Below are 25,922 nucleotides of genomic sequence, written 5' to 3'. Positions count from 1 at the left end.
ACCGGTGGACACCGAGGCTCTCACCGCGTGGATCCGCGAGTTCGCCCGTCTGATCGCGCTCAACAAGGCCGAGCTGACCGAGCTCGACTCGGCGATCGGCGACGGCGACCACGGCGCCAACATGGACCGTGGTCTGCAGGCGGTGGTGGCCGTGCTCGACGCCGAGCCTCAGGAGACGCCGTCGGCGCTGTTCAAGAAGGTCGGGATGACGCTGATCAGCAAGGTCGGCGGGGCCAGCGGGCCGCTCTACGGGACGGCGTTCCTGCGGATGGCGGCGGCCGCCGGCGAGCAGGCCGACCTGGCCAAGGTGCTGCGGGCGGGGCTCGACGGGGTGGTCGCCCGGGGCAAGGCCGGGCTGGGCGACAAGACGATGGTCGACGCGTTGTCGCCCGCGGTCGACGTGCTGGAGGCCGGCGGCACCATGCGGGCCGCGGCCGACGCCGCCGGGCGGGGGCGGGACGCGACGATCCCGCTGATCGCGCGGAAGGGCCGGGCCAGCTATCTCGGTGAGCGCAGCGCCGGGCACGCCGATCCGGGCGCGACCTCGGTGACGCTGCTGCTGACCGCGGCGGCGACGACGCTGGGCGACGCGGGCTGATGGTCGGCCTGGTGGTGGTGTGCCACAGCCGCCCCCTGGCCCGGGCCGCGGTCGCCCTGGCGTCCGAGATGACGGCGGGGCGGCCGGTGGCCGTCGAGGTCGCGGCGGGGCTGGACGACACGACGTTCGGCACCGACGCGGTCGCCATCAGCGAGGCCATCACGGCCGTGGACAGCGGTGACGGCGTCGTCGTGCTGATGGATCTGGGCAGCGCCGTGCTGTCGGCCGAACTCGCTCTCGAGATGGTCGACGAGCCCGATCGCGTCATCCTCTCCCCCGCGCCGCTGGTCGAGGGCTTGATCGCCGCCACCGTGGCCGCTGCTTCGGGCGCCGACCGGCACGAGGTCGCCGAGGAGGCGGTCAACGGCCTGGCCGGCAAGCAGTCGCACCTCGGGGTCGCGCCCACCACACCGGACGAATCGGACGCCAAGCCGGAGGCGACCGCCACGATCACCATCCACAATCCACACGGTCTGCATGCCCGCCCCGCGGCCAGCCTGGTCACCGAGGTCCGCGCCTTCGACGCCCGGGTCGAGCTGCGCAATGCGACCACCGGAGGGCCCTGGGTCCCGGCGTCCAGCCTCACCCGCGTCGCCACCCTGGGCGCTTCGCGAGATCACGAGCTGGACGTACGCGCGGAGGGCCGCGAAGCACGGGATGCGGTGAACCGCATTGTCGCCGTGGCCCGGCAGAACTTCGGCGAGCCTGCTCCCGAGGACGACGCACTCGCCGGGGGCGCTTCCCTCAGCCCGGACGACCCGACCGCGACCAGCCAAGCGACCCCCGGCCGAGGCGAAGCACCCAGAGGGGAAGCCGCCTCCCCCGGCATCGGCATCGGCCCAGCCCTGCGCGTGCGCGAAGCCCCGATCGAGCTCCCCCACACCCCGTCGCAGGGCCCGGCCATCGAGCGGCACCGCCTCGACCGGGCACTGGCGGCGGCCGGACAAGAGCTCGACCGTCTCCACAACCCCATCTTCGACGCCCACCGGATGCTGCTGGAGGACGACGATCTGCTCGACGACGTCCACACCCGCATCGACCGCGACGAGCCCGCCCCACAGGCCTGGCACGAGGCGACCGCCCGGGTGGCCGCCGAGTTCGACGACCTCACCGATCCCTATCTGCGCGGCCGCGCCGCCGACGTCCGAGCCGTGGCCCAGCAGGTCCTGCGCGCCCTGCTCGGCCTGCCCGCCCCGGCCCCGGACGGCGACGGCGTGCTGATCGCCGCCGACCTGACCCCGGCCGAGGCCGCCACCCTCGACCCGCACCGCATCGCCGGGGTGGTCCTGGCCGGCGGCAGCCTCACCTCGCACGCCGCGATCCTCACCCGCACCCGCGGCATCCCGGCCGTGGTCGGCGCCGGCCCCGGGATCCTCGACATCCCGGCCGGCACGCTGATCGCGATGGACGGCGGCACCGGCGAGGTCGTGGCCGCTCCGTCCGACGCCGTGCTCGCCACGTTCCGTTCGAGGGCACACCAGCAAGACCTACGCCGGACCGAAGCCCTCACCCGGGCCGCCGCCCCCGCCGTGACCAGCCGGGGTCTGACCATCGAGGTCGGCGCGAACATCGGCTCGGTCGGGGACGCGCGATCCGCCGCGGCCAACGGCGCCGACCTGGCCGGCCTGGTCCGCACGGAGTTCCTCTTCCTGGATCGCACCCAGGCGCCCGGTCTCGACGAGCAGGCCGACGTCTACCGCCGGATCGCCGAGGCCCTGGGCGGCCGCCGGATCACGCTGCGCACACTCGACGCGGGCAGCGACAAGCCCCTGCCCTACCTGCCGCCACCGGCCGAGGCCAACCCGTTCCTCGGCGTTCGCGGTCTGCGGCACTCGCTGGCCCACCCGGCCATGTTCGCCGAGCAGCTGCGGGCGATCGTCCAGGTGGCCCGGGAGACGCCGGTCAGCATCATGTTCCCGATGGTGACCACAGTGGACGAATTGCGGGCCGCGCGGGCGATGCTGGCCGAGGCCGGCGACGCCCCGGGACTGCGGGTCGGCATGATGGTCGAGGTGCCCGCGGCGGCGTTGCGGGCGGCCGAGTTCGTGCCCTACGTCGACTTCTTCAGCATCGGCACCAACGACCTGACCCAGTACACGCTGGCCGCCGAACGCGGCAACCCGGCTCTGCTGTCGCTCACGGCGGGACTCGATCCGGCAGTCGAGCGGCTTGTCGGCGAGGTGTGCCGGGCCGCGGGCGACCGGGTGCTAGTCGGAGTGTGCGGCGAGCTGGCGGGCGACGAGACCGTCGTGCCGAGGCTGCTCGCTTCCGGCGTACGGGAATTGAGCGTGGCCCCGGCACTGATCCCGCTGGTCAAACAAGCCGTCCGCGCCGTCTGAGCACCCGGGTCAAGCCAGCCGTCCGCGCCGTCTGAGCACCCGGGTCGCACAAAGCCGTCCGAGCAAAGGTGGTCACGCCAGCCGGCCGCGCCGTTTGAGTACGCCGGTCAGGCCGCCCGGCGCGAAATAGACGGCGAGCACGAAGAGCGTGCCGAGGATGAACAACGGCTGGCTCAGCGGCCCGGGCAGTGCGCCGCCGATCTGGGTCAGGCGCTGGTCGAGATAGGCGTAGACGACCCCACCGACCACCGCGCCCCACCGGGTGCCCGCCCCGCCCAGCACCGCCATGACGATCAGCGACAGCGTCAGGTCGGCCGAGGCCAGATGCGGCGACGCCCCACCGACGATCAGCGCGTGCACCGCGCCACCCAGCGCGGCCAGCGCACCCGCCAGCACAAACGTCCCCAGCTTCAACCGGTAGGCGGACAGCCCGAGCACCGACACCCGGCGCTCGTCGTCGCGCAGCCCGGTCAGCACCCGTCCCAGCGGCGCCCGGTCGATGCCGTGCACCACCACGACCACGACGAGCAGGAACGCGAGCGCCACCCAATACAGGTTGGCCGTGTCGGCCACCCCGACCAGCGACGCCGGCAGCCCCGCACTGTCCAGCGGCAGCCCCTCCTCGCCGCCGGTGAGCCCGCCCGGGTCGCGGTTGACGACGATCCACCCGACCTGGGCGAAGGCCAGCGTCACCATGGCGAAGGCGATTCCCGTCGTCCGCAGGGCGACCGCACCCAGCAGGGCGGCGAGGACCGCCACGGCCGGCACGGTCACCGCCACCGCCGCCCACAGTGGCCAGTGGGCGTGGCTGACCAGGATGTCCGTGCCATAGGCGCCGGCCGCGATGTAGAGCGCGTGCCCGAACGACAGCAGCCCGGCCCGCCCGAAGAGCAGGTCGTAGCCGAGCGCCAGCCCGCCGAAGACCAGGCACAGCGCGAGCATCTGCAACGTGCCGGGCGAGTTGAGCGGGCTCTCGAAGACGCCCGGCACCGGCAGGGTCGAGTAGGGCAGGACGATCAGCACCACCAGCACGAGCAGTGGCAGGCTCTTGCGGACGTGACTCATGCGGTGACCGCCGTTCGAGCGAGACCGGACGGTCGCAGCAACAGCACGAGGGCGAGCAACGCGACCACGCTGACGTCCCCGGCCCCGGCCGCCCCGTAGTAGTTGACGAACTGCTGGAGCAATCCGACCACCACCGCCGCCACGGCCGAGCCGGTGACCGAGCCCAGCCCGCCGATCACGACCACGATGAAGGCGAAGATCAGCAGCGAGGCGCCCTGACCGGGGGAGACCGACCCGAAGTACATGCCGCCGAGCACCCCGGCCGTGCCTGCCAGCGCCCCGCCGATCGTGAAGACCAGGGTGAACGCGCGGCGCACGTCGATGCCGAGGGCGCTGACCATGTCCCGGTTCTCCACCCCGGCCCGGATGATCAGCCCGTACCGGGTCCGGTGCAGGAAGGTCAGCAGGGCCAGCAGGACCACCACGGCCGTGCCGATCAGCAGGAAGCGGTCGTCGGGCACCTGGGCCGAGCCGATCGTGGTGACCTCGGACGCCCAGGCCGGGCGGGGAAACGTCCGCGGGTCGGCGCCCCACACCGATTGCAGCAGCGCCACCCCGGCCAGCGACAGGCCGACCGTGACCAGCACCTGCTCGGTCGGTCGTTTGTAGAGCGGGCGGATCAGCACCACCTCGACCAGCGCCCCGGTGGCCGCGCCGGCCGCGATGCCCACCGGCACGGCGACGGCCAGCCCCCAGTGCGGCTCCGCCCACCAGGTCGCGTACGCCCCGACCGACAGGAACAGCCCGTGCGCGAAGTTCAGCACCCCGGCCAGCCCGAAGACGAGCGACAGCCCCGAGGCGATCAGGAAATACAGCGCGGCCAGGCCGAGCCCGGTCAGCGTCAGCAGGATCACCGTGGACATCAGGCTCTCCCCACGCCGAGCAGGGTCCGGGTGCGCCCGGCGTCGCCCAGGAGGTCGCTCGCGGCCCCGGTCCAGGCGACCTGCCCGGCCTCCAGCACCACCGCCCCGGCGGCCAGCCGCCGCACCACGGCCAGGTTCTGCTCGACCAGCAGGATCGGCACCTGCTCGGCCACCCGGGACAGCACGGCGGCCACCGCCGACACGACCGCCGGGGCCAGCCCCTTGGTGGGTTCGTCGACCAGCAGCAGCCGGTTGCGGTTGAGCAGCACCCGGGCGATCGCGACCATCTGCTGCTGACCGCCCGAGAGCGTGCCCGCGCGCTGGCCGGCCCGGGCCCGCAGCTCGGGGAAGAGCTCGTGCACGGTGTCGTAGTCGGGGTCGGCGCCGCGGACGGCCAGGCGCAGGTTCTCGGCGACGGTGAGGCCGCCGAACACGCAGCGGTCCTCCGGCACGTAACCCAGCCCGGAGCGCACCAGCTTGTGCGTGGGCCGGCCGAGCACCGGGTCGCCGCCGAACTCGACCGAGCCGGTGGCCGGGACCTCGCCCAGGACAGCGCGCAGGGTGGTGGTCTTGCCGACGCCGTTGCGGCCGAGCAGGGCGGTGACCCCGGACGGCGGCACGTCGAAGGTGACGCCCTGCAGGATGTGCGAGCCGCCCAGGCGTACGGAAAGGTCTCGGACCCGCAGGATCACAGCGCCTCCCCGAGGTAGGCCTCTTGCACGGTGGAGTCGGCCATGACCTCGGCCGGGGTGCCGCAAGCGAGCAGGGCGCCGTGGTGCAGCACGGCGACCCGGTCGGCCAGCTCGAGCACGACGTCCATGTGGTGCTCGACCATCAGCACGCTGCGCCCGGCGTCCTCGGTGAGTGCCTTGACCACCTTGACCAGCGCCGGCACGTCCTCGGCGCTGACCCCGGCCATCGGCTCGTCGAGCAGCAGCAGGCGCGGCGAACCGGCCAGCACCAGCGCGATCTCGAGCTTGCGTTTCTCGCCGTGGGCCAGCTCGCCGGCCGTTCGCGCGGCCCGGTCGTCCAGCCCGACCTGGGTCAGAATCCGCTCGGCCGTCCCGGTGACCGCCCGGTCGGCCCGGCTGCGCCACGGCCGGGTGGCGCCGCCCTCGCGGGCCCGGACGGCCAGCTCGACGTTCTCGAGCACGGTCAGCGAGCCGAAGACGGCCGAGGTCTGGAACGTGCGGCCGAGACCGCGCCGCGCCCGCTGGTGCGGCTTGGCCCCGGTGACGTCGTCGCCGCCCAGCACGACCCGGCCCGCGGTCGGCCGGCGCAGACCGCTGACCAGGTTGAACAGGGAGGTCTTGCCGGCGCCGTTGGGACCGATCAGGGCCACGAACTCGCCCGGCTCGACCGCCAGCGTCACGTCGTCGACGATCGGGACGGCGCCGACGTGCCACGACACCTTGTCGACCAGCAGAGCGGTCATGCCGGGGGCGCCGTGTCGGTGGCGCTGATCGTGGCCACCGGGGTGGCGTCGGCGCCGGTCAGCTTGGCCTGGAACATCGGCTGGAGCAGGGCGTGATCCCCGGCCCGGACGGTCATCGTGCCCTTGACCGACTCGAAGCTGTAGCCCTCCAGCGCGGTGACCATCTTTTCGACGTCGGTGCCGCCCTGGTCGAGGGCGTGCACGATCATCTGCGCGGCGGCGAAGCCGTCCGGGTGGAAGAGGTCGGTCTTGCCCCCGGGCACGGCCTCGGCCAGGGCCTGCTCGGCCGCGTTCTTGGTGGCGCCGTCGAAGTAGTGGGCCAGCAGGTGCAGCTTCGCGCCGCCGGCGCCGAAGGACGGCCAGGTGGCCCGGATGTCGAGACCGGTGACCACGGTGGTCGACGACAGCACGCCCTGCTGGTCGAGTGCCTGCCACATCGCGCCGGCCGTGCTGCCGGCCCAGGCGACGAAGACGAGATCGGGGCGGGCCGCCTTGACCTGGCCGGCGAACGGGGTGAAGTCGGTGGCGGTCGCGGGCACGGCGATGTCCGAGACGGTCACCCCGTTGCCGCCGAGCACCGCCTTGACCGCGGCGACGTTCGACTTGCCGAAGGCCGAGTCGGGCGCGAAGACCAGCACCTTGCGGCCGTCGCCGAGATAGGCCTTGGCCGTCTGCACGTCCTGGAAGGACTGGCGGCCCGACCGGAACGTGTAGCGGTTCACGCCGGTGATGGCGTCGGCCGCCGCCGGGCCCGAGACGAACAGCACCTTGTTGGTGGCAGCGAGCGGGGCGACCTGCAGCGCGACGCCGGACGAGGTGGAGCCGGCCAGCACCTGGTAGCCCCGGCCGATCAGGTCCTTGGCCGCCGAGACCGCCTTGACCGGGTCACCGGCGTCGTCGGCATAGGTGACCGTGACCTCGCGGCCACCCACCTTGCCGCTGCCGCCGGTGGCGTAGGCCAGGCCGGCCTTGAAGCCGTCCACGTACTGCTGGCCGTAGCTGGCCAGCGGGCCGCTCTGCGAGTACACGACCCCGACGTTCAGCGGGGACGAGGCGTCACCGCCGGTCGCCGCATCCTGCGGGCTGCCGCACCCGGCCGCGGCGACGGCCACGGCGGTCAGGAGGCCACCGGCGAGCAACGCCCGCCGGGATGTCGCCGGTCCACTCATGGGAAGCCTTCCAATGCATCGATGGTGTGCGTTGGCTCACGTTAAGACGGGCGGCGGGACGTATCCATGGGCGTCGAACCCATAGGCCGGGGTCGCACTATGTGGGCCGGATCCATGTGCGTTTCCGGCTTCGCGGCCTTAGGTTCAGCGCTATGACGACGACACAGGTGGTCGCACTCCAGTTGCACGGGCGCACCGCGCTGGTCACCGGGGCGGGCAGCGGCATCGGCCGGGCCTGCGCCATGCGGCTCGCCGCCGGTGGGGCGCACGTGCTGGTCGTGGACGTCGACGAACCGGCCGCCAAAGAGGTGGCGGCGGCCATCGGGGGCCGGGCGGTCACGGCCGACCTGGCCGATCCGGAGGCGGTCGACGCGCTCGACGCCGACGTCGACATCCTGGTCAACAACGCCGGCCTGCAGTTCGTCGCGCCGCTGCCCGACTTCCCGCCGGAGCGCTTCGCTCACCTGCAGAAGGTGATGGTCGAGGCGCCGTTCCGGCTGGTCCGCCGGGCCCTGCCGCACATGTACGAGCGGGGCTGGGGCCGGGTCGTCAACATCTCGTCGGTGCACGGGCTGATCGCCTCGCCGTTCAAGGCGGCCTACGTGACGGCCAAGCACGCGCTGGAGGGGCTGTCCAAAGTGGTGGCTCTGGAGGGCGCCGGGCGCGGGGTCACCTCCAACTGCGTCGACCCGGCGTTCGTCCGCACCCCGCTGGTCGACAAGCAGATCGCCGACCAGGCCGCGGTGCACGGCATCAGCGAGTCCGAGGTGATCGAAAAGATCATGCTGGAGCGGGCCGCCATCAAGCGCCTGATCGCGCCGGAGGAGGTGGCGGAGTTGGTGGCCTATCTGTGCACCCCGGCCGCCGACCTGATCACCGGCGCCTCCATCCCGCTGGACGGCGGCTGGACGGCCCACTGACATGCCCTCGGCTCTGGAGTTCCTCGACCTGCTGGCCCGCGAGGCGGCACCGGTCGAGTTCGAGCAGCCGTTGCTGGCCGCGCGGGCGGCCGGGGCGCCGGCGGCCGAGCTGGCCGAGCTGGAGCAGGTGAAGCTGCGCGCGTTACAGGTGCGGGCGCTGCTGGAACGTCGTCGGCGCCGGGAGGAGGAGCTGTCCGCCCTCTACGACACCGCGGGCGACCTGGCCGGGCTGCGCGGGCTGGACGCGGTGCTGCGGGCGATCGTGCACCGGGCCCGGACGCTGCTCAACGTCGACGTGTCGTATCTGACGCTGGACGATCCGGAGCACGGCGACACGTACATGCGGATCACCGACGGCTCGGTGGCGGCCAGCTTCCAGCGGCTGCGGCTGCCGCCGGGGGCCGGGCTGGGCGGGCTCGTCGCGCTGACCGGCACCCCGTACGCGACGGCGAACTACCCGTCCGACCCGCGTTTCGAGCACACCACCGAGATCGACGGCGGGGTGGCCGACGAGGGGCTGGTGGCGATCCTCGGCGTACCGCTGCGGCTCGGGCCCAGCGTGATCGGCGTGCTGTTCGCGGCCAACCGCACCGAGCGGCCCTTCGCCCGCGAGGAGGTGGCGCTGCTGGTGTCGCTGGCCGCGCACGCGGCGGTCGCCATCGACGCCGCCCGGCTGCTCACCGAGACCCAGACCGCCCTGACCGAGCTGTCGGCGGCGAACCAGGTCATCCAGGCCCACAGCGAATCGGTCGAGCGCGCGGCCGCGGCCCACGACCGGATGACGGCGCTGGTGCTGCGTGGCGGCGGGGTCGACGACGTGGCGGGCGACCTGGTCGACGTGCTCGAGGGCGCGCTGCGGGTCTTCGACGCGCACGGCCGCGAGCTGGCCACGGCCAAGTCGGCCGCCGACCTGCCCTCGCTCGACGCCGGCGCGCTGGCCGAAGCGGTCGCGGCCTCCCGCGGGCAGGGCCGCAGTGTGCTGCGCGGCGACTACTACGTGGCGGCGGTCGTAGCCGGCGCCGACAACCTGGGTGCGCTGGTCTTCCACCCAGCGCGGCCGCTGGCCGAGGCCGACCAGCGCACCCTGGAACGGGCGGCGCAGATCACCGCCCTGCTGCTGCTCTTCCGGCAGACGGTGGCCGAGGCCGAGGGACAGGTCCGCGGCGAGTTGCTCGACGACCTGATCAGCCGCCCGGTCCGCGACCCCGACGCCGTACGCTCCCGGGCCCGGCGCATCGGCGTCGACCTGGACGCCCCGCACGTCGTGGTGGTCGCCGACGACGCCCGGCCCGGCCCGCGGCAGCAGGCCACGTCGTGGGCCCGCGGATTCGCCACCGCCCAGGGCGGCCTGGCGATGACCCGCGACGGGCGGATCACCCTGCTGGTGCCGGGCGACGACCCCGGCCGGGCGGCCCGGCTGGTGTCCAAAGAGGCCGGTCGCGCGCTCGGCCGGCCGGTGACCGCCGGCGCGGCGGGGCCGGCGGCGGGCCCGGCCGGGGTGGCCGCCGCCCACCGGGAGGCCGACCGATGCGTCCGGGCCCTGGTCGCGCTGGGCCGGGCCGGAGCCGGCGCCGGAACGGGCGAGCTGGGCTACGTCGGCCTGCTGCTGGCCGAACGGCACGACGTCGGCGGGTTCCTGCAGGACGTGCTGGGCCCGGTGCTCGACTACGACCGGCGGCGGGGCACCGCGCTGGTGCAGACCCTCGACGCGTATTTCGCCGCCGCGGGCAGCCTGGCCCGGGCCGCCGAGACCCTGCACGTGCACGTCAACACGGTCAGCCAACGGCTCGACCGCGTCGCCCAGCTGCTGGGCGGCGACTGGCACGACCCGGACCGCTCGCTCGACCTCAGGCTGGCCCTGCGGTTGCACCGGCTGCGCGACGGCGTCGGAGCGAACCCGGAGGAGACAGAGTGAGTGATCCGCAGGAGTTCGGCGTCGCCGTCGAGGGCGGCGAGCTGCGGGTGTGCCTGTGGCCCGGCACCGGTCCGGTGGTGCTGGCCGCGCACGGCATCACGGCCAACGCGCTGGCCTTCACCCGCCTGGCCCGGGAGCTCGGCGGGCGGGTGCGCCTGGCGGCACCCGACCTGCGGGGCCGTGCCCGCAGCAATGCGCTGCCGGGACCGTACGGGATGGCGGCGCACGCGGCCGACCTGATCGCCGTGGCCGGTCACCTCGGCGTCCCGCGGGTCACGCTGGTGGGCCACTCGATGGGTGGTTTCGTGGTGGCGTCGACCGCGGCCGCCTATCCGGACCGGGTCGCCGGCGCGCTGCTGGTCGACGGCGGAGTCGTCCTGCCCGTGCCGCCCGAGGCCGACGTCGACGCGGTGCTGCAGGCTGTCATCGGGCCGGCGATGCAACGGCTCGGCATGACGTTTCCGAGCGTGGAGGCGTACGTCGGCTTCTTCCGAGCCCATCCGGCACTGAAGGACGGGTGGAGCGCGGACATCGAGGCGTACGTGGTCCGGGACTTCGTCGGCGGGGGGTCGTCGTGCTCGCTGGAGGCAGTGCGCGCGGATGCGACCGACACGCTCCTCCGCACGGACACTGTGGACGCGGTGCGCCGGCTGACCTGCCCGGCCCGGCTGATGTGGGCCGATCGCGGCCTGCAGAACGAAAAGCAGGGCCTGTACGACCCGGGACGGCTGGCGGCGGCCGGGCTCGACCCCACGCGGATCGCCGTCGAGCACGTGGCCGGCGTCAACCACTACTCGATCCTCTTCGACGACGACGCGGTCGCCCGGGTGGCCGGCCGGATCCTCGAGATGGCCGGGGACCACACAGCCCGGCTCTGAGCTGTGGCCCGCGCGGCCATGGGAAACCTCCTGGTCCGCCGCATATCGTCACCTCACGATGTGTTCTGGATCACAGCTGAGGAGGTCGGTCATGCGGGTCCGGTTGTGGGCGGTGATCGCGGTGCTCGCCGCGATGGTGATCGGACTGGCGGCGGCGCCGGCCCGCGGTGCGGCCGGTCTGACGCAGGTGACCGGCTTCGGCAGCAATCCCGGGGCGCTGCGGATGTTCAGCTACGTGCCGGCCGGACTGCCGACGGGCCGGCCGCTCGTGGTGGCGTTGCACGGCTGCACGCAGAACGCCGCCGGTTACTACGCCGGTTCCGGCTGGGGCAAGTACGCCGACCTCTACCGGGCGGCGCTCGTGGTGCCCGAGCAGACGTCGGCCAACAACGCGCTGAGCTGCTTCAACTGGTTCACTGCGGGAGACATCGGCCGCGGGCAGGGTGAGGCGCTGTCGATCCGGCAGATGGTCGCGCACGCGGTGGCGACCTACGGGTCCGACCCGGCGCGGGTCTATGTGACCGGGTTGTCGGCGGGCGGCGCGATGACCGCGGTGATGCTGGCGGCCTACCCGGACGTGTTCGCGGGTGGGGCGGTGATCGCGGGGCTGCCGTACAACTGCGGCACGATCTGCCAGTACCAGGCGCAGTCGAAGACCCCGGCGCAGTGGGGTGACCTCGTGCGGGCGGCCTATCCCGGCTACAACGGGCCGCGGCCGCGGGTGGCGATCTGGCACGGCACCGCCGACAGCACCGTGGTGCCGGCCAACGCCACCGAGCTGCGGGACCAGTGGACGAACGTGCACGGGTTGTCCCCGGCTCCGACGGCTTCCACGACTCTTCCGGGCGGCACGGTCCAGGAGACCTACGGCTCAGCCGTGCAGCTCAACCGGGTGCCGGGGCTGGGACACGGCACGCCGGTGAACCCGGGTGGCGCGGAGGACCAGTGCGGGACCACCGGGGCGTACTTCCTGGCCTCGATCTGCTCGTCCTACTACATCGCCCGGTTCTGGGGTCTTGTCTCCGGCGGAGGCCCGACCACGCCACCGACGACCACCCCACCGACGACCCCGCCGACCACTCCGCCCGCGCAGCCCTGTGTGACCGCGACCAATTACGCCCACACCACGGCGGGCCGGGCGCATCGGTCGGGCGGATACACGTACGCGAACGGCTCCAACCAGGCCATGGGCCTGTGGAACGTCCTGATCACGACCGGCCTGCGCCGCACCGGCGAGAACTACTACGTGCTCTGCCAGTCCTGAGGAGACAGCCATGAAGACTCCCCTGGTCAAGGTCATCTTCGCGTCACTGATCGGCACCGCCGTCGAGTGGTACGACTTCTTCCTGTACGGCTCGGCGGCCGCGCTCGTGTTCGGCACGCTCTTCTTCCCCACGTCCGAGCCCGCGACCGGCACCCTGCTCGCCTTCGGCACGTACGCCCTGGGGTTCGTCGCCCGGCCCCTCGGCGGCATCGTCTTCGGGCACTTCGGTGACCGCGTCGGCCGCAAGAAGATGCTCGTCGTCTCGCTGATGATGATGGGCCTGGCCACCATCGCGATCGGGCTGCTCCCCACCTACGGCACGATCGGCGTGGCCGCGCCGATCCTGCTGCTGGTCTGCCGGCTGGCGCAGGGCTTCGCGGTCGGCGGCGAATGGGGCGGTGCGGTGCTGATGGCGGCCGAGCACGGCGACGACAGCCGGCGCGGATTCTGGTCGTCGTGGCCGCAGGCCGGTGTCGCGCTGGGCAACCTGCTCGCCACGGCGGTGCTGTGGGTGCTGGCCGCGGTGCAGTCCGAGGAGGCGTTCAACGCCTGGGGCTGGCGGATCCCGTTCCTGCTGAGCGCCGTCCTGGTGATGGTCGGGCTGTGGGTGCGGCTGTCGGTCGAGGAGTCGCCGCTGTTCCTGGCGGCCCGCTCGGCGATGCCCGCACGGCACCAGCCGCTGCTGGAAGTGGTGCGCCGCTACCCCCGCGAGGTGCTGCTGGCGATGGGCATGCGGCTGGCCGAGAACATCGCGTACTACCTGTTCACCGTCATCTCGATCACCTACCTGACGACGTTCGCCGGCACCTCGGCCGACCGCGGCATGATCCTCTCCGCGCTGGTGATCGGATCAGTGGTGCAGTTCTTCGTGATCCCACTGGTCGGCGCGCTGTCCGACCGGGTGGGCCGCCGCCCGCTCTACCTGGCCGGCGCGGTCGGGGTGGCGATCTGGTCGTTCGTCTTCTTCGGCCTGATCGGCAGCCGCTCGGAAGGCTGGATCATCGTCGCGGTGGTCGTGGGCCTGCTGCTCCACGCGCTGATGTACGCCCCACAGGCGGCGTTCTTCTCCGAGCTTTTCGGTACGTCAGTCAGGTATACGGGCGCGTCGGTCGGCTACCAGCTGGCCTCGATCTTCGCGGGCGCGCTGGCCCCGATCATCGCCCTCCGCCTGCTCGGCGACACCGACAACCCGAACACCACAGCGGTCGCCATCTACATGACCGTCGCCTCGGTGCTCACCATCGCCGCGGTGCTCGCCGCCCGCGAAACCGCCCGCACCTCCCTGACCCACGACCGAGTCCCCCCAACCCCCTCCACCACAAACGACGACCACCTCCCAGCGCCGTCCCCCTCGAACGACGACCAGCTCCCAGCAGCGCCCTGACCCTCGAACGACGGGCGGGTCGCAGCGGCGGCGTCATCCTCCAGCGATTGCCTGCTCCGGGCGCGGGCGGCGGACGTGGCGGCTGACCGCCCAGCCGGCGATGAGAAGCAGGGTCAGCACCTCGGCCAGTCCCAGGATCCGCTCGACCCCGCCCAGCGGGATGGCCCGCCACCAGCGGACCCCCGTCCAAGGCTCGGCCAGCACCGCCCACAGGATCGGCGTGAAACAGAGAAGCGAGACCATCCCACCGAACGCCACCCACCGGGCCGCGGCGTCACGCACCGAACGCGCCGCGGCCAGCAAGGCCGCCACCGGCAGACTGAGAAACGCGACAACGCTGGCCACCCGGTGAATGTCCCCGCCGATCGAAGGCCCAGCCGCCCAGTTGTGCTTCTCGAACCAGACCACCCCGACCAGCCCGGCCACCCACAATCCCAGCGCCACGGCCGCGCCCCCGCGCACCACACCGGCCCGCAGCGCCGCCACCAGCACGCCCACCGAGCCCGCAGCCAGCAACAACGTGGCCGCGTCGAACCACCACCCGTTTTCCAGCAGAGCGTATTGACTGATGGTCCGCCGCGCCCAGTCGACCTCGGCCGACGGTCCCACGAAGTGCAGCGCCGCATAGAACCCCAGCGACCCCACCACGCAAGCCACCCCGAGTCCCGCGGACACCACCACACCCTGAGCTCGACTCTCCATCCCACCCAGGGTGCCACCGCTAGCTGTGTTCTTCCTGCTCTTCCTCCTCCCCAGCGGCAGGCGGCACAGGCCGGCGGCGTCCGTTCCCGGCGGCGACCTCAGCGCGGGCCCGTTGCTGAGGGGCTGCCTCGCGCCGGGGCGAGAGAACCGGCACGGGCGGCTCGAACTGAGAGGCCTCGCTCTCACCCACCACAACTCCGCAGGCGATCACTGCTTTGCGAACCAGCCGGCCGACCTCGGCCGGATGCCGACCAAGACCGGCGCGGGCGACGGCCAGCGCACCGGCGGCGGTACGCAACGCCTCCGAACTCCACTCCCCGGGTGTTCTCGGCCGTCCGAAAAGAGCGGCGGTAAGGGCTGCGATGCGGACATAGGGATCGAGCGCGGCCGCCAACATCTGCGCCTCCGACGTCCGGTTGAGCACCACGGGCAGACGGCCGTCCCGGAGCGCGGCCGCCAGGACGTCGGTCAGCGGACCGGTGGTCTCGTCGAGCAGTTCCTGGAAGGCCAGGACGTCCTCGAGCTCGGTGTCGAGACCCGCATCCTGCAGACGCTGGATGGCGGCCTCCAGGACCTCGGCCAGATCATCGGCCAGAACGCTCGCGACCACCCGCCCGATCGGCAGATCGCTTCCGTGATCGCGCCGCACCTCCACGCAGTGGCGGGCCGAGCGGATCAGATCCCGGGCGTTACCTCCCGACCAGGCGTGGCAGAACATGACCGCGGTCAGCGTGACGTCGCTGTCCCGGTGTGCGATGAGGTCGCCGGCCTCCTGAAAAGTGAGGGCGGGCATCCGGATCACCGCGTCGAACGATGAGTCGAAGACATCACGCACCGGCACACCGCGGGCCGCGAAGCTGAGCAGAGCATCGCTGGAGACCGACACCAGAACGTGGGCTCCGTGCACGTGGAAAAGGTCCTTGACGCTGTTGATGGTCTGCACGGCGTCGTCCGGGTGGGCGGCCTTGTCGAGCTCGTCGACGCAGATCAGGACGGAGACCTCCGGAGGAGTCCTCAGCCCGAGGTCGGTGATGAACTGCCGGAGTACGCGGACCGCATCAAGGTCACCTCGGTCGCGTTCGGCCCGAGTGAGCTTGCTCTGACCCTCGAAGCCGAGTGCGTTGATCTTGAGTGAGGTCTTGGAGCTGCTTTCCAGCGTGGTCATCCACCGCAGCCAGGCGAGCTGTTGCTCGGCCAGGCCCCCGACTGTCGACGGACCGGCCACGAGCTGGGCTCGGTTGCTGAAGATGCGCCACACCTTCAGCCCGAGAAAGGTGGCGATGACCGTCAGCCCGAGCAGCGCGGCCAGGCCCGGATAGCCGAGCTGGAATCGGGCCAGCTGCTCGCCGGCGCCGGCTCGGTAGTCGTCGACGCCGCGCAGATCTTCCCGATCCCCGAGCCAGACGATGACGAGTCCGATAACCACGACGACGAGAGCCAGCCATCGCAAGGCGGGCGTCAGCATTCTCCGGGCGGCTGCGAGCGCGCGTCGATGCCAGCTCCCGCGGATCCGCGCACCGGGTTCGTTCTCGCGGGCCCAGCGAAGCGCCTCCTCGGCCAGCTCCCAGTGGATCAGGCGCACGAGCTGGTCGCCGCCGTGATGCGCGGAAGCGGGGACCCTGATGCCGATACAGGGAAAGTCGTTGCTGCGGCGCAGGCGCTGCATCAGTGTCGACTTGCCGGATCCGCGGGGGCCGGCCACGCCGACGGCTGAGGAGTCGTGGGAGACGAGGAAGTCGAGCACCCGGGTGTAACCAGTGGACGAAGCGGTCTCTTGCCCGTCCTGCTCCACCAGCGCCGGGGCGAACGCGGACGTGAAGTCGTCCGACCACCGCTTCGACTCGTCGGTGGCCTCCGCCTTGGCGAAGGTGACGGCCGCGACGAGTTGCCGTCGGATCTTCTCTCTCAGTCGGCTGATCGCCAGCTTCTTCGCCTGTCTCTCCCGCCATAACACCACCCCGAGAGCGATCGCGATCGCGGCCGCGACGACGGCCAGCAGAAAACTGGCGCCCGACCGGTCATCGGACGGTAGTGAATCGGGCTTCGCGATCAACAAGACGACATAGGCCGGCGCCGCCAAGCCGAAGCCGAGCAGGTATCCGATCCTCGAATCCCACAGGGTCGAGGGAAGCGCCCGAACATCTCGGATGTCGTCGGCGAGCGGTGCCAGCACCTCATCCCGCCGGTCGAGTGCCGACTGCAGCACGGCGGCGGCGAGTTTGGCATCGCCCGAGAGGAGCGGGTCGTCGTCGACGATGCCGCATGCCTGACGCTCGAGAGCGGCCGGCGAAGTGACCTTGTGTTCGTCGTTCCGCGTCATCCGGCAGCCTCTCTCAGGGTCAGGTGCCGGAGCAGTGTCGGCTGTGGAGGCGGGCCCGGCAATCGGGTCACCCGATCGGTGGTGCTGACCGGTCGGGTGACCCCGATTGCTCACGCGGCTACGAGCGCCTCCGTCGGGGCCAGGCGCGCGGCCCGGATCGCCGGGTAGAGACCGGCAATCGCACCGATCACCACCGTGGCCCCCACGCCGCCGGCCAGTGCCCACCACGGCACGACGGTCGGCCACGTCTGGGTGGTGGCGTACAGACCGGTGACCAGGTAGCCGAGCAGAACCCCGGCCGCGCCGCCGAGCAACGACAGCAGCAGCGACTCGGTTACGAACTGTGTGCGGATCTGACCCCGCGTCGCCCCGAGCGATCGCCGCAAACCGATCTCGGCCCGTCTCTCCAGCACCGAGATCACCATCGTGTTGGCCACGCCGATCCCGCCCACCAGCAACGCCACCGCGCCCAGCCCCAGCAGCAGAGCCGTGAAGGTCTTGTCGGTGGCCCGGCGGGCGGCGAGCGCGTCCGACGGCTGTGACACCTTCACCTCGTCCGGGCCCGACGGGTTGGCCGTCGCCGCCAGCACCGACCGGACGGCCGGGACCTGGGCCTCCGCCGATCGGGTGTAGACGGTTGTCGGGTGGCCGTCGAAGCCGAGATACGACCCGGCCGCCGCCCAGCCGACCAGGACCGCGGTGTCGAGTTCGGGGGCCAGCGCCACCGGCGCGAGCACCCCGGTCACCGTCCACCAGCGGCCGCCGAGATAGACCGCCGGCACGTCCCCCAGGCGCCGGGCCGCGGTCGCCCCCAGCACCACGGTCGGATAGGTCGGTTTCACCCAGCTGCCGTGCGAGAACGCAGCCCCCACAGTGGACAACAGGTCCGGCTGGGCGGCCAGCACCGCGAGTCCCCCGGTCTCCCCGGCCGGGATGCGATCCGTACGGTAAACCGCCGTCGACGCCACCACCCCGGTGGCCGTCGCCGACTGCACCGGGGCGATCCGCCCGATCATCGGCACCGCCGAATCGGGCAGCACCGCCTCCTCGCCGAACATCGTCTGCCCCGGCGTCACGGTCAGCAGGTTGGTGCCCAGCGCGTCCAGCGCCCGGTCGAGGTCGGCCCGGCTCGACGCCGAGATCCCGACCACCGCCGTCATCGCGGCGATGCCGATCGCTATGCCCAGCGCCGACAACACGGCCCGCAGCGGCCGCGACTGCAACCCGTACCCGCCGAGGCGCAGGAGATCGGCCGGCCGCAACCGGCCGGGCAGTGGTGTGGCGGGCGGAGCCATTCAGATCACCTGCCCGTCGCGCATCGGGATCCGCCGGGGCAGACTCTCCGCGATCTCCTGATCATGGGTGATCACCAGGACCGTCGTGCCCGCCGCGTTGAGCTCGCGCAGCAGTTCGACCACCTCGGCCCCGGAGACCGAGTCGAGGTTCCCGGTCGGCTCGTCGGCCAGCAGCACGGCCGGGTCCCCGGCGACCGCCCGCGCGATGGCGACCCGCTGACGCTCACCACCCGAGAGCTGATCCGGACGGTGGCCGAGCCGGTCACCCAGCCCGACCCGCACCAGCGCGGCCTCGGCGCGCCACTCGCGCTCCTTATGTCGTACGCCCGTGTAGAGCAACCCGTCGGCCACGTTGGCCAGCGCGCTGCGCCCCGGCGCCAGGTGGAACTGCTGGAACACGAAACCGATCCGCCCGGCCCGCAACGCCGACAGCTGCCGGTCGGTCAGCGTCGCCACGTCGTGCCCGTCGATCCGGACCGTGCCGTCGCTGGGCCGGTCCAGCGTGCCGATCAGGTGCAGCATCGTCGACTTGCCCGATCCGGACGGCCCGACGATCGCCACCAGCTCCCCGTAGGCGACGGTCAGGTCGACCGATCGCACCGCGGTGACCCCGCCGGGGTACGCCTTCGTGACCCCGGCCAGTTCGATGACCGCGCTCACGACGGCATCCCCACCTCGAGGCCGGCCCGGATGCCGCCACCCGACACCTCGACCCGTCCATCGGCGAACAGCCCGGTCCGGACGGCCACGATCCGCGTGCCCCCGGCCTCGACGATCTCCAGGCCGTACCCGCCCTCGGCCAGCGCGAGCAACGCCGCGACCGGCACGGTGAGCACGTCTTTGCGCTGCGAGGCGACGAAGCCGACACTGACCGCGGCCTCGCCGAGCCCCTTCGGTGTCCGGGCAAAGGCGACCGTCACCTCCAGCTTGGTGGTGTCCTGCTCGTTGCCCTGCCCCGGCTCGACGACCGTCTCGATACCGGTGATCCGGCCCTGGGTCGTACCGCCGTCCGGCAGCTCCACCTCGACCGCCGCGCCGCTGCGGGCCAGCCGCTGGTCGTCGACGTCGAGCGAGACGGTGGCGACCATCGAGGTGCCGGTCGTCCTGAGCAACTCCGTGCCGGGTTGCACGACGGCGCCCCGCTCGGCGGTGAGCGAGTCGACGCGGACCGGCCCTTCGGCGTACGCGATCTGGCCCGCCTCGATCCGGCCGGTCTCGGCCAGCCCGAGGTCGTCCTGCCAGTCCCGGACGGCAGCGGCGGTGGCCGCGGTGTATTCGTCGTCGACCGTGAACCCCGGGTAGCCGAGCGCCCGCAGGTTCTTCTCGAACTGCAGCACGTCGGCACCCTCCACGCCGGACCGCAGCGTCCGGTAGGCCGGCAGAGTCCCGTACAGAAGCGGAACCTGTTTGTTGTCGAGCCGATAGAGCGCCTTACCGCGGGTGATGACCACACCGCCGGCGGGCAGAGCGGTGACCGTGCCCGCAGCACGCGCCGCGACCGTGCTGGTGTCGCCGTGCCCGAGCGTGCCGTCGTGCGACTCACGGTCGGTCAGCGTTTCCTTGGTGATCTCGGTCGTCTCCGCCGGCCCGCTGGTTCCGGTGGTGTCGCCGCTCTCGGCCGGCGGCAGGTTGATCACGGCGACGGCGGCGGCAACCGCCCCGGCCGTCAGCACACCGGCGATCACTCCGGTCGTCCGCCGGCGGTTCATGCGCCCACCGGGCCACTGCCGCCGCCCGACTCGTGACGCTCCCCGCTGCCCTGCGGCATGAATTGCGAGCATTTCTGCTCGGCCTTGTCGAACGTCGGGTCACCCGGGCCGGTGCCGAGCTTGTCCCGATCGAGGTGCATCGACCCGTTGGGCTGCGGATCGGGGAAGTTCGGCACGCCGTTCTCGCGCATGCACTTGGCCATCTTGCGGGCCAGTTCCACCATCTCGGGATCGGCCTGGCCGGCGTCACCGCCATCGGGCGCGAACTCCTTACACGCCTCCTTCGCGGCGTCGAAGTTCGCCGGATCCAGGCCCGGCGGCATCTTGACCACCGTCCGTCCGCTCGTGTCAGGGTCGGGGAACCACGTCATGCCCTGCTCCCGCATGCACCGCGCGAACTCCAGCGCCGGATCCTCATCGGATCCCTTCGACGGCGTGGGGGTCGCCGTCGCCGCGCCGCTCTGCGCGGTGGCCACCCCGTCCCCGTCGCCGGCTCCGGCCGCGCAGCCCCCCGAGGCGAGCATCAGCACGATCCCGGCGATCAAAACCTTTCCCGTACGCATGGCAGTCTCCTCACCGGCGCGGCCGAGCACCGCCCCGGCTCGTAGTGAAACGAGCCCCGGGTTTCCCGGCCGTCACGAAAAAACGTGACGCCCAGGTGACGCGCCGGCACGGCAGGATGGGCTGATGCGGATCCTGGTGGTCGAGGACGAGCCGCTGCTCGCCGACGCGGTGGCGCAGGGTCTGCGCCACGACGCCCACGCGGTCGATGTCGTCTACGACGGGGCCGCCGCGCTGGAACATGTCGGCGTCAACGACTACGACGTGGTGGTGCTCGACCGCGACCTGCCGGTGGTGCACGGCGACGACGTGTGCCGGGCGCTGGTGGAACGCGACGGCGACACCCGGGTGCTGATGCTGACCGCCGCGGCCGGGGTCGACGACCGGGTCACCGGGCTGTCCCTGGGCGCCGACGACTACCTGCCGAAACCCTTCGCGCTGCGGGAGCTGAGCGCCCGGGTGCTCGCGCTGGGCCGCCGTGCCCGGCCGGCCGTTCCGCCGGTGCTGCGCCGGGCGGGCATCAGCCTCGACCCGCACCGGCGCGAGGTCTATCGCGACGGGCGCTACGTTCCCCTGTCCCGCAAGGAGTTCGCCGTGCTGGCCGAGCTGTTGCGCGCCGACGGGACGGCGGTGTCGGCCGAGACACTGCTCGAGAAGGCGTGGGACGAGAACGCCGATCCGTTCACCCACGCCGTACGCATGACGATCCTGAAGTTGCGGCGCAAGCTCGGCGACCCGCCGATCGTTCTCACCGAACCGGGAGTGGGGTATCGCCTTCCATGAGACTCACCGTGCGTGGCCGGCTCACCCTCGTCTACGGGGGCCTGTTCGTCCTCGCGGGCCTGGTGCTGCTCGGCACGACCGCCGTCCTGGTGTCGCAGCGGCTGCCCCGGGTGTTGGCCCGGTCGGAGCAGTCGGCCCCGCTGCCCGGGACGGGCGGCAACGTGACCGAGACCCGGCAGTTCTTCGAGGCCAGCGCCAACGGCGCCGTGAGCACGCTGCTCTCCCAGGGCGGGATCGCGCTGCTGGTGGTCAGTGCGGCGGCGATCGCGCTGGGCTGGCTGATCGCCGGGCGCATGCTCCAGCCGCTGCACCAGATCACCGCGGCCGCCCGCCGGATCGCCGACGCACCCGACGCCGACCGCGGACTGCACGAGCGGATCGCCCTGAGCGGCCCCGACGACGAGATCAAGGAGCTCGCCGACACGTTCGACATCATGCTGGCCCGGCTCGACCACTCGTTCGACGGGCAGCGCCGGTTCATCGCGAGCGCCTCGCACGAGCTGCGCACACCGCTGACCCTCAACCGCACGCTGCTCGAGGTGGCGCTCACCCAGGAGGCCGCGTCCGAGCAGGTGCGCCAGCTGGGCTCGACGCTGCTGGCCATCAACGACCGGCACGGCCGCCTGATCGACGGCCTGCTGCTGCTGGCCCAGTCGGAGCGCCCGGTGGCCGAGAAGTCCTATGTCGACCTGGCCGACATCGTCGACCACGTGGCGGTCTCCGACACGGTCAAGGTGATCACCGAGCCCGGTGAGGCGACGGTGGCCGGCAATCCCGTGCTTCTCGAGCGCCTGGTGCAAAATCTGATCGAGAACGGCGTACGCCACAACGTCTCCACCAACGGCTGGGTGCGCATCCGCACCGGCTCCCGCCCCGACGGCTGGGCCGTGCTCGAGGTCAGCAACTCCGGCCCGGTGGTCCCCCGATACGAGGTCCCCGGCCTGTTCGAGCCCTTCCACCGCTACGGAACAGAACGCCTCCACTCCCCCGGCGCCGGCCTCGGCCTCTCCATCGTCCGAGCCGTAGCCCAAGCCCACGGCGGCGAAGCCCAAGCCACAGCCCGAGACGAAGGCGGCCTGGTCGTAACAGTCACCCTCCCCCGAGCCCTCTGAACTCCCGCTCCCACCGACCGTCGCCTCCAAAACCGCGCGCCGCCCACAACCCCGACCGCGCCCCGCACAGCTTCCGGAGCTCAGCTCTCCGCGTCCTTGACCGGGGCGCCGAGGCCGACTCAGTCGGGCTCCATCTCGCCGCCGTTGGGATAGTCGGCCATCACCGAGCCGTCGACCTCCCGCACGGTGATCCGATCGAACAGGGGCGCCAGGTCGGGCGACTGATAACCCGGCCCGATCACCATCGTGGCGCCCTCGTCACCGCCCAGGCAGATACCCAGACGGTCCCGCCCGTCGCCGCCCTCGATCACCCACCGCTCGGGCAGGCCGGATCCGCACCGGCCGTTGGACCCGTCCGGTCGCCGGATGATCGCGTCGGCGTAATGCCACCCCGACCCCTCCGCGCGCAACGTCATGGAAACCGTGTAGCGACCGGCCCAAGTCCCGCGCATCTTGTATCCCGGCACGTCGGGCACATAGAGCGGCAGCCCCACCGCCTCGAACTTCTCCGCCCGCCACCGATGCTGAAGCCCCCAGGTGAGCAGCCCCGCAACGGCGACCACCAGGACGATCCCGCCCGCGGCCCACCGCTTCCAAGCCGACCCGGCCGGACTCTCGAGCCACACATGGATCGTGATCGCCGCCGCCGCCCAGATCAGCGCGGCCTCCACGTTGTCCCGCTCGAGCCCCGACACCAGCGGCAGGACCGCCACGGGCACCAGAACCAACGGCACCGCCACATGCCCGCGCCCCCACCGCCGTTCCAGCCCCGGCAGTCCCCGGATCACCGCGATGACAACCGCCGCACTGACCGCCCCCACCAGAGACCCCGTCAGCCCGATCGAAAAGTCCTGGTCCGCGTAATCCGGCACCTGATACTCACCGAGCGCCGCAAACACCAGCCCCAGCACACCAGCCGTGACCGCCCCACACACCAGCCCGCCATTCACCCCCGCCGCAGGCGCCTCCACATCGACACTCATCACCCGATCCTTGCAACGCCAGACAAGGCACGATCGCCACAGACAACGGCACCCGCCCAACGCAAAGACCCAGCGACCACAGCGTCCCGCCCCAGCCCGCGCGGAGCACCCCGCCCGATCGGCGCGGAGCACCCCGCCCGATCGGCGCGGAGCAGCCCGCCCGAGCCCGCGAGGCACACCGCCCACCCCAGCACGCGCGGAGAACCCCCGCTCCAGCCCGCGAAGCACACCGCCCCACCCCGCGTGGAGAACCCCCGCTCCAGCCCGCGAAGCACACCCGCTCCAGCCCGCGGAGCACGCCGGCCCGGTCCGCGCGGAGCACCCCGCACTGCAGCAGCACACACTGCACCGCGGCAGTCGCACCACAACGCCTCGCACTGCGCCAACGCCGCACCACAGCACCGCGAAACTGCCGCACCGTGCCGCGAAAGCGCCACCCCGCGGCACCCGTCAGGCTGAGATGCCGGCCCGGGTCGCGGGGCCGGTGGAGTCGTCCGATGGGGAACGGGTGGCCGCGTGGCGGGCCAGGCCGATGACGCCGAGGGTCATGAGGAGGCCGGCGATCGCGATCACGACCAGGCCCGCCGCGCCGAAGCGGAAGCCCTCGTCGAAGACGATCACGCCGGCGGTCGCGGCCACGATCGGGTTGGTGACGCTCACCGTGGCCAGCGGCGCCGCCAGGCCGGCCCGGCCGTAGGAGAGCTGGCTCAGCAGGTAACCACCGGTGGAGAACACGAGCACCGCGATGGCCGCGAACGGCGACACCGAACGCACCCCGTCGTCGGTGACGGCCGACAGCACTGCCTTGGACAGCACCGACCCGATGCCGAAGGCCGTGCCCGCCGCGGCCGCCAGCAACATCGACCGCACGCGCGGACCAGCCCGCCAGGCGGCCAGCGACAGGACGGCCACCAGGGCCAGAGTGATCAGGGCGAGACGGCGATCGTCGGGATCGCCGAGCAGCTCGGGCTTCGTCGACTCGACCGACAACGACAGGATCAGCGCCAGCCCGGCCACCGTGAGAATCGCGTCGACCCAGGCCGCGCGGCTGATCGGGATCTGCAGACGCACGGCGGCGATCGGCAGCGCGAAGAGCAGCGTCAGCGTGCCCAGCGCCTGCACCACGGCAACCGTGCCGAAATTGAGCGCGATCACGTGCAGCACGACGCCACCCCCGGTGAGCAGCAGCGCAATAGCCCACCGAGCCCACCCGCGCTGGCCGTGCTCGGCCAGGCGCTCCTGGGCGACCGCCGCAGCCGCATAGCTGGCCGCGGAGAGCACCGAGAACGCGACCGCCCACCCCAGCGATCCCATGTGCACCCCCCTGCGTCGAGTCTGCCAGACCCGGCGCCGGACTCAGCCCGTGTCGCGCCTCACCCGAGCGCGGCGGCGAACCTCGGCCAACCGGGCCGCATGACGGTCGACGAGACCGTGCGCCCGGCGACGGGCTTGCTCCTGCCGCTCGGCATCGCGGGTCTGCCGGCGGCGCGCGGACTCCACGGCGGCGGCGTGGACCCGCTCCTGCCAGGTCTGCGGCTCGGTGCGCGGCTGTGGTTCCCAGACTTTCCTCGGTGACATGGGGGAATCCTGCCGCGGGGGTATGACAGAAAATCCCCTTCGCGCGGGACGGGCCCGGCTGTCACGATCACTGCATGGTGCCGACGGGCGGAACACGGATCGGATGGGTTGATCTGCCCCCGGTCGTGCGCGGGCGAATCGAGGAGATCATCGGCGGGCCGGTCGTCGAGGCCGTGTCCCAGACCGGTGGGTTCTCCCCGGGCACGGCCGACCGGGTGGTCACCGGCGACGGCCGCCGCGCCTTCGTCAAGGCGGTCACCCCGGCGCTCAACGAGCGCTCGGCCGAGCTGGCCCGGCAGGAGACCCGGATCACCGCGGCCCTCCCCGGTCACGTTCCCGCCCCGAGGGTGCTCGGCTCGATCGACGACGGCGACTGGGTCGTCCTGATCCTCGAGGACGTCGAGGGCGCTCACCCTCGTACGCCCTGGGTCGAGACCGAGATCGACGCGGCCGTGACCGCCCTCACCGAGCTCGCCGACGCCCTCACGCCGGCGCCGTTGACCGTCCCCGCCGTGACCGAGGTCCTCACCGAGGGCTTCGGCGGCTGGCAACGACTCGCCGCCGACCCGCCGGCCGACCTCGACCCGTGGGCCGCCGCGCACCTGCCCGAGCTGATCGCCGCCGCCGGGCACGGACTGGCCGCCGTCGGCACCGGCGACACCCTCGCGCACTGTGACATCCGCGCCGACAACATGCTTGTCCGCCCGGACGGCCGGCTGATGATCGTCGACTGGCCGTGGGGCGCCACCGCGCCGATCTGGTTCGACCGGGTGCTGCTGGCGCTGAACGTCACCGTGCACGGCGGCGATCCCGAACGGGTGATCGCGGGCCTCGACCGGCGGACCGTCACCGGTGTCTTCGCCGGGTTCGCGGGGTTCTTCCGCGACATCTCGCGCCTTCCGCCGCCACCGGGGCTGCCCTCCGTGCGGGCCTTCCAGCGGTGGCAGGCCGACGAGCTTCTGCCCTGGTTGCGGCGGGAACTGGGCGGCTGAACCGAAAGAAGATCACCTTCGTATCCGAGCCCGCCGGCTCCGTGGCCGAACACCAGG

General features: G+C 72.4%; 24 protein-coding genes. 10 read left to right on the top strand and 14 right to left on the bottom strand.

Going from position 1 to position 25,922, the window contains the following annotated elements:
• The first annotated feature begins 4 nt into the window (after window positions 1–4).
• A complete protein-coding gene (dhaL, locus tag NAG42_RS32740) occupies window positions 5–598 on the top strand; it encodes a dihydroxyacetone kinase subunit DhaL (RefSeq protein WP_250035805.1) in 594 nt (197 codons plus the stop codon).
• Window positions 598–2,937 (top strand): phosphoenolpyruvate--protein phosphotransferase, encoded by a 2,340-nt coding sequence (ptsP, locus tag NAG42_RS32735; protein WP_250035804.1) that lies wholly within the window; start codon window positions 598–600, stop codon window positions 2,935–2,937. The genes dhaL and ptsP overlap by 1 nt, the downstream gene beginning before the upstream one ends.
• Before the next feature lie 72 nt (window positions 2,938–3,009).
• Here the strand turns inward: ptsP and NAG42_RS32730 are convergent, their stop codons facing one another.
• From NAG42_RS32730 to NAG42_RS32710, 5 genes are read right to left on the bottom strand one after another with little or no spacing between them, the layout of a single operon-like run.
• Entirely contained in the window at window positions 3,010–4,002 is a 993-nt protein-coding gene (locus tag NAG42_RS32730) for a branched-chain amino acid ABC transporter permease (protein ID WP_250035803.1), read from the bottom strand.
• Window positions 3,999–4,865 (bottom strand): branched-chain amino acid ABC transporter permease, encoded by an 867-nt coding sequence (locus tag NAG42_RS32725; RefSeq protein ID WP_250035802.1) that lies wholly within the window; start codon window positions 4,863–4,865, stop codon window positions 3,999–4,001. The genes NAG42_RS32730 and NAG42_RS32725 overlap by 4 nt, the downstream gene beginning before the upstream one ends.
• Window positions 4,865–5,557: an ABC transporter ATP-binding protein gene (locus NAG42_RS32720; RefSeq protein ID WP_250035801.1), complete on the bottom strand. Its 693-nt coding sequence runs from the start codon at window positions 5,555–5,557 to the stop codon at window positions 4,865–4,867. Before NAG42_RS32720 ends, NAG42_RS32725 begins: the two co-directional genes overlap by 1 nt.
• Complete coding sequence (locus NAG42_RS32715) at window positions 5,554–6,300, bottom strand: ABC transporter ATP-binding protein (RefSeq protein ID WP_250035800.1); 747 nt, start codon at window positions 6,298–6,300, stop codon at window positions 5,554–5,556. Before NAG42_RS32715 ends, NAG42_RS32720 begins: the two co-directional genes overlap by 4 nt.
• Window positions 6,297–7,469 (bottom strand): substrate-binding domain-containing protein, encoded by a 1,173-nt coding sequence (locus NAG42_RS32710; protein ID WP_250035799.1) that lies wholly within the window; start codon window positions 7,467–7,469, stop codon window positions 6,297–6,299. Before NAG42_RS32710 ends, NAG42_RS32715 begins: the two co-directional genes overlap by 4 nt.
• Window positions 7,470–7,621: 152 nt before the next feature.
• On the opposite strand from NAG42_RS32710, the gene NAG42_RS32705 reads away from it, so the two are divergent.
• The 5 genes from NAG42_RS32705 (at window position 7,622) to NAG42_RS32685 (ending at window position 13,830) form a co-directional block, all read left to right on the top strand.
• Complete coding sequence (locus NAG42_RS32705) at window positions 7,622–8,389, top strand: 3-hydroxybutyrate dehydrogenase (RefSeq protein ID WP_250035797.1); 768 nt, start codon at window positions 7,622–7,624, stop codon at window positions 8,387–8,389.
• Window position 8,390: 1 nt separating this feature from the next.
• On the top strand, window positions 8,391–10,304 hold the full coding sequence (locus tag NAG42_RS32700) for a helix-turn-helix domain-containing protein (RefSeq protein WP_250035796.1): 1,914 nt from the start codon (window positions 8,391–8,393) through the stop codon (window positions 10,302–10,304).
• On the top strand, window positions 10,301–11,182 hold the full coding sequence (locus NAG42_RS32695; RefSeq protein WP_250035795.1) for an alpha/beta hydrolase: 882 nt from the start codon (window positions 10,301–10,303) through the stop codon (window positions 11,180–11,182). Before NAG42_RS32700 ends, NAG42_RS32695 begins: the two co-directional genes overlap by 4 nt.
• A gap of 91 nt (window positions 11,183–11,273) precedes the next feature.
• On the top strand, window positions 11,274–12,446 hold the full coding sequence (locus NAG42_RS32690; protein ID WP_250035794.1) for an extracellular catalytic domain type 1 short-chain-length polyhydroxyalkanoate depolymerase: 1,173 nt from the start codon (window positions 11,274–11,276) through the stop codon (window positions 12,444–12,446).
• Window positions 12,447–12,456: 10 nt separating this feature from the next.
• Entirely contained in the window at window positions 12,457–13,830 is a 1,374-nt protein-coding gene (locus tag NAG42_RS32685) for an MFS transporter (protein ID WP_250035793.1), read from the top strand.
• 33 nt (window positions 13,831–13,863) lie between these two features.
• On the opposite strand, the gene NAG42_RS32680 is transcribed toward NAG42_RS32685, so the two are convergent.
• The 6 genes from NAG42_RS32680 to NAG42_RS32655 all read right to left on the bottom strand — a co-directional run bounded on the left by NAG42_RS32680 (window position 13,864) and on the right by NAG42_RS32655 (window position 20,419).
• Window positions 13,864–14,532 carry a DUF998 domain-containing protein gene (locus NAG42_RS32680; RefSeq protein WP_250035792.1) on the bottom strand — a complete coding sequence of 223 codons (669 nt, stop codon included), beginning with the start codon at window positions 14,530–14,532 and terminating at the stop codon, window positions 13,864–13,866.
• Window positions 14,533–14,551: 19 nt separating this feature from the next.
• A complete protein-coding gene (locus tag NAG42_RS32675; protein WP_250035791.1) occupies window positions 14,552–16,852 on the bottom strand; it encodes a hypothetical protein in 2,301 nt (766 codons plus the stop codon).
• Between the two features lie 110 nt (window positions 16,853–16,962).
• Complete coding sequence (locus NAG42_RS32670; protein WP_250035790.1) at window positions 16,963–18,147, bottom strand: ABC transporter permease; 1,185 nt, start codon at window positions 18,145–18,147, stop codon at window positions 16,963–16,965.
• Window positions 18,148–18,807 carry an ABC transporter ATP-binding protein gene (locus NAG42_RS32665; RefSeq protein WP_250035789.1) on the bottom strand — a complete coding sequence of 220 codons (660 nt, stop codon included), beginning with the start codon at window positions 18,805–18,807 and terminating at the stop codon, window positions 18,148–18,150.
• The gene (locus tag NAG42_RS32660; protein ID WP_250035788.1) at window positions 18,804–19,856 is read right to left on the bottom strand and encodes a peptidoglycan-binding protein; all 1,053 of its coding nucleotides are present in this window, start codon (window positions 19,854–19,856) and stop codon (window positions 18,804–18,806) included. Before NAG42_RS32660 ends, NAG42_RS32665 begins: the two co-directional genes overlap by 4 nt.
• Window positions 19,853–20,419: a hypothetical protein gene (locus NAG42_RS32655; RefSeq protein ID WP_250035787.1), complete on the bottom strand. Its 567-nt coding sequence runs from the start codon at window positions 20,417–20,419 to the stop codon at window positions 19,853–19,855. Before NAG42_RS32655 ends, NAG42_RS32660 begins: the two co-directional genes overlap by 4 nt.
• Before the next feature lie 124 nt (window positions 20,420–20,543).
• Here NAG42_RS32655 and NAG42_RS32650 point away from each other — a divergent pair, with 124 nt between their 5' ends.
• Both NAG42_RS32650 and NAG42_RS32645 read left to right on the top strand, forming a co-directional pair.
• Entirely contained in the window at window positions 20,544–21,200 is a 657-nt protein-coding gene (locus NAG42_RS32650) for a response regulator transcription factor (protein WP_250035785.1), read from the top strand.
• The gene (locus NAG42_RS32645) at window positions 21,197–22,312 is read left to right on the top strand and encodes a sensor histidine kinase (RefSeq protein ID WP_250035784.1); all 1,116 of its coding nucleotides are present in this window, start codon (window positions 21,197–21,199) and stop codon (window positions 22,310–22,312) included. The genes NAG42_RS32650 and NAG42_RS32645 overlap by 4 nt, the downstream gene beginning before the upstream one ends.
• 119 nt (window positions 22,313–22,431) lie before the next feature.
• Here NAG42_RS32645 and NAG42_RS32640 read toward each other — a convergent pair whose 3' ends face one another.
• The 3 genes from NAG42_RS32640 to NAG42_RS32630 form a co-directional block, all read right to left on the bottom strand.
• Complete coding sequence (locus NAG42_RS32640; RefSeq protein ID WP_250035783.1) at window positions 22,432–23,295, bottom strand: hypothetical protein; 864 nt, start codon at window positions 23,293–23,295, stop codon at window positions 22,432–22,434.
• 450 nt (window positions 23,296–23,745) lie between these two features.
• Window positions 23,746–24,609 carry a DMT family transporter gene (locus NAG42_RS32635; protein ID WP_250035782.1) on the bottom strand — a complete coding sequence of 288 codons (864 nt, stop codon included), beginning with the start codon at window positions 24,607–24,609 and terminating at the stop codon, window positions 23,746–23,748.
• Window positions 24,610–24,651: 42 nt separating this feature from the next.
• Window positions 24,652–24,873, bottom strand: coding sequence for a hypothetical protein (locus NAG42_RS32630; protein WP_250035781.1), 222 nt, complete (start codon window positions 24,871–24,873; stop codon window positions 24,652–24,654).
• Window positions 24,874–24,947: 74 nt separating this feature from the next.
• Between NAG42_RS32630 and NAG42_RS32625 the strand changes: the two genes are divergently transcribed.
• Window positions 24,948–25,865 carry a phosphotransferase gene (locus tag NAG42_RS32625; protein WP_250035780.1) on the top strand — a complete coding sequence of 306 codons (918 nt, stop codon included), beginning with the start codon at window positions 24,948–24,950 and terminating at the stop codon, window positions 25,863–25,865.
• Window positions 25,866–25,922 lie beyond the last annotated feature (57 nt).

Source organism: Paractinoplanes maris (assembly GCF_023544465.1).
In the GTDB taxonomy this organism is placed as follows: Bacteria; Actinomycetota; Actinomycetes; order Mycobacteriales; family Micromonosporaceae; genus Actinoplanes; species Actinoplanes maris.
This window is presented reverse-complemented; position numbering and strand designations above follow the sequence as displayed.